Consider the following 3,968-nt stretch of genomic DNA (forward strand, 5'->3'; position numbering starts at 1 on the left):
TCAGTCAGACATTTACCGTTGACACTTCCCTAAATTTCATCCTTCTCTTTTTTACAAAGTTCGTCAATTTATCCCATGATTACTATATTTTTGTGTTAATGTGAATGAGTACTCACACTAAAAAACGGGAGGTTTTACAATGAAACTACGTTCAATTCTTTTAACTTCAGTTGCATTTGTAGGTTTTTCGACTATCGGGATGGGAACCATTGACACTACAGTGTCAGCTAATTCAAATGAACAGCAGCAACAGGCAGAAATTTATAACATTAACGATAAAACTATTTCTTTACCAACGTTCTCCAGTAACTATCAACTAACTTTCCATCAACCTGGAATGACTTATGTGACAAGTAATAGTGATATTCTAGTATCTTCCACCGGAAAGGTCTCAACATACTTTTCTACCACAGCAAAGGTTTTTGTTTATAGAAACGGAGTACTAGATCACACAATTACCATCATTGTTGGACAAGGGTAAAATATAAAAATTAAATTAAAAAGGTAACAGCGATTAGCTTTAGCCGCTGTTACCTTTTTAATTTAATTTTTACCTGAATTCAAATTCCCGTTTTATACTTAGACATACCACTTTCTTTTTCCCAAACCGAAATATTTTGTTTATCTTGTTGTTGAAAATCGGACGAAATTTCAAGTTGTTTCATCAACATATCATTAGCCATGTCTTTTAAATCTCCCGATTCATTTTCCACTGTACCATCAGGATTTTCCTTTTGTTTTGTCTCCATAATAAGTATTTTATCTCCATTTGCTTTTACAACATACTTACGTATATAACCACCTTCGTTTCTAACTTCAAATCTAGGTTTACCATTCGTTTTATTCTCGTCTTCATTCAAAAATAAAGATAAAATACCCTCATTTTTCTCTGTATTTTTTTCTGTTCCAAAATACCCGAAAGTATTTGGAGTTGGATTAGATTGAATTCTCACATTTTCACCCTCCTCAATTTTAATCTTCACTTAAATCATCGGCCAATAAAAGTATCTATCAAATTAATACTCAAACTAATCAAGTCCAACAATCATAAACCCCTCTATCAATCTTTTTTTATATAATAGTTTTGCCTATTCCAGTTCCACATTGCTGTCACTGTAAAACCTTCGTCTTCTTTTTCATCATTATTTTCATCATTAATTTTCACTAAATCGCCATCTTCGGCACTGTCCAAATTTAATTCTTTATGAATTTCCTTTAATAAACCACCGTAGGAAATCAATCTTTTTCGATGCAGACCTTCTTCTAAATCCTTAACAATTTGCAAATTCCGCTCTTCATCATCTGTTAAATAATCATCCGACTTAACGGAGTATTTCGCAGTTTCATTGACTGCTTTTTCAATCGCTTGCTTGTCCTTTTCAGAGGAAACTGTAGATTTAATTGCAGTAACAAATACGTTTGGATCATAATCTAGTTTCATAGCTTTCTTCCAAAATGCTTGCCAATCTTTATGAGTAATATAATTTTTTTTGCTTCTGAAATAACTGCTTTCAAAGCACATCATGGCATGGATATGCTGATTATAAGAATTGTCCTTTTTATTTACAGTTACTTCGGTAGTTCTCATAAATCCAATTAAATTGTCATCGATTCTTTTATATTGAACCATTTTTCTGAAGCCCCTCGCCATATCCGAAAGACTTTTATTTAACTCTTCACCGTCATACACATTTTTTACAGTAAACGTAAAGAACAACCATCGACAGCTAGGTTTACGCTTCATGACTTCGGTTATGATTGTTTTACTTTGAGCAGAATGTTTCATGGCTCTCCTCCAATTGCATAACGAACAAAGTGGCGATTTACAAAACCACGCTTTATATAATTTTAAGTGACCCGTATCATTCGCCTTAAATTGCAAAATAACACCGCAATCCTTAACCCGTTCAGCCTTTTTAAATTCTAGTATAAGCAAAAGTTCAGAATAACTAACACTATCAATTTTTCTTTCTTGCCACGGTCTAATTTTCCCTGTTTTAGTTTTATCGATAAAAACACTTGATTTGTCTTCACTGACAATGCTATTATTGTCAATAGAATCTTGATTCCGATTAAAAAGCATAGAAAAAGCCCCCGTTATAGTTAGTTTTTATCTAGACAATTTAAACTCTATCACAGGGGTTTTTTTTATGCAAAAAATTTTCAACCGATTTCCAAGGACAAAACACCGTTTAAACCATTGGTGCTAATGCGTTTCGAGACATAAAAAACAGCGAAAAAATAATGACGTTGTTTCTAGTAGTATCAAGATAAGAAAGAACCGTTTCTCGCTTCGCTCAAAACCAGAGCAAAACCAAACAAAAACCAAAACAAAAGAGCCCCCGAGGGCTCTTTTTTATCTTTCCAAACCCTTGTTACGCTCACGAGTCTGTTCACGCTTATGCAACCGCTCAAATTCGCTCCCAGTGATTTTCTCCTTAACTTTGCCCACCAGACTCTTAAAATCGTTTCTGAAGGCTCTCAGGTCATCTGCACGCTCTTTTAAAAATTCTTTGGTGCTTTGATATAGCAAACCTATTTCATGCCGTAAATCGCGATTCTCCGAGCGAAGTTCTTGATTTTCCTTTTTCAGTCGCTGATTTTCCCCACTGGCTTTCTCCCACTCGCCATAAATCAGAGTGTTTTGCACTTCCAGGCGTTCATTTTCTTTGGAAAGATCTGTACTCAATAGCCTTTTCATGCCGTTTTTCATCCGCTCGTTATCTTTTGCAGCAGTCAAAACTTTTTTAAAATCTTTTTCTGCCATGATGACATTTCCAGTTGGCTCTTTTTTGATTTCTTTTTTCGGTTTACCCCATATATTTTTTTCTTTGCTCTCAACTTCAACGTTCTTAAATTCTCTTTTTGCAGGGATTTTCACCTCATCGGAAACTTTTTCATTGAGGACCAACAATTCATTTTTCTTATCCGAAATCTTATTTTCTAGTAAATCAATTTCTTGCTCTATTTTTTCTCTCTCAGTTTTCAATTTGAAATCAGCCGTAGATAAATGTTCGCGTTCAGAACCCTTTTCACCACGTTCTAATTCAAAACCCATCTGTAGCATTGTTTTTGGATAAGAATCTTGCAACCACAGCAATTCTTGCCGATTAAAAACATTTTTGCCTTGCAACCGGCCATCACGCATTGGAACAACACCAACGTGCATATGTGGTGTTTTTTCGTCCATATGAACCGTTGCATAAGCAATGTTTTGTTTTCCGTATTTTTGTTGGAAAATATGAAGGCTATCTCTAAAAAACTTTTTCGTTGCGTCTGGATCTAACTTGTCAAAAAAATCTCTGTCAGAGGTCACCAATAATTCATTTACCAGCACCGCATCTTTTCTTGTTTTTCTTGTGCCAGTCTTTTGCGATTCAATAATTTTTTTTACATTTTCGTTGTAATCAATATTTTGATCATGCACCATATCATAATTTTCATTTGATTTTTCTTTATCAATATCCGGGTTTGTTTTGCTCTCCCGTTCTCGCTGATTGTGAAACTGAATTCCCTTCAAATCATGCGACTTCATTTTCTGCATTCGTATCACAGCATAGCTCAAAATCGTCACCCCTTCGCCCTCAAAAAACCGGCTCCACTTCCATGTAAAGTATAACACACTATACTTTACATCCGTAAAGGTGTGCCTTGCCGGGGGCTAAAAGCAAGGGGCTGTCACTCTAGCGTGACAGCTTCCCCCGAGGTCAAAAGCAAAAAAAATCACCGCCTGCAGCCGTCCTTTTTTCTAGTAACAGAAATGAGATTTTCACCTTTGCGCTTTTCCGCAACGGTTGCAAATTCATTTCAAGATCAAGTGCAAAAAGAACAGACCTTGCCACTTTTGAAAAAGTGTCAAACCCACAAAACCCCCTTCGCCAGGTGGCGTCTTCCAACGGGGGTTGGAAGAACAAAAGAGGGTGAAAACAATCTCTCGTATCAACTCCTTAAATTCCTTCCGCTTTGCT

5 protein-coding genes are annotated in these 3,968 nt (G+C 35.8%); 2 read left to right on the forward strand and 3 right to left on the reverse strand.

The annotated features are described in order from the left end of the window. Positions 1 to 139: 139 nt before the first annotated feature. A complete protein-coding gene (locus MKX62_RS24280; protein WP_340742762.1) occupies positions 140 to 481 on the forward strand; it encodes a hypothetical protein in 342 nt (113 codons plus the stop codon). Between the two features lie 79 nt (positions 482 to 560). Here MKX62_RS24280 and MKX62_RS24285 read toward each other — a convergent pair whose 3' ends face one another. From MKX62_RS24285 to mobV, 3 genes are all read right to left on the reverse strand, one after another. Next, entirely contained in the window at positions 561 to 953 is a 393-nt protein-coding gene (locus MKX62_RS24285) for a hypothetical protein (RefSeq protein WP_340742763.1), read from the reverse strand. A 107-nt stretch (positions 954 to 1,060) separates the two neighbouring features. Then, a complete protein-coding gene (locus tag MKX62_RS24290) occupies positions 1,061 to 2,083 on the reverse strand; it encodes a protein rep (protein WP_340742764.1) in 1,023 nt (340 codons plus the stop codon). Between the two features lie 273 nt (positions 2,084 to 2,356). After that, the gene (mobV, locus tag MKX62_RS24295; RefSeq protein ID WP_340742765.1) at positions 2,357 to 3,565 is read right to left on the reverse strand and encodes a MobV family relaxase; all 1,209 of its coding nucleotides are present in this window, start codon (positions 3,563 to 3,565) and stop codon (positions 2,357 to 2,359) included. Positions 3,566 to 3,688: 123 nt separating this feature from the next. Between mobV and MKX62_RS24300 the strand changes: the two genes are divergently transcribed. Further along, on the forward strand, positions 3,689 to 3,968 hold a 280-nt coding region (locus tag MKX62_RS24300), incomplete at its 3' end, for a hypothetical protein (RefSeq protein ID WP_340742766.1).

Origin of the sequence: Sporosarcina sp. FSL K6-5500 (assembly GCF_038005665.1) — a bacterium.
Classification (GTDB): Bacteria; Bacillota; Bacilli; order Bacillales_A; family Planococcaceae; genus Sporosarcina; species Sporosarcina psychrophila.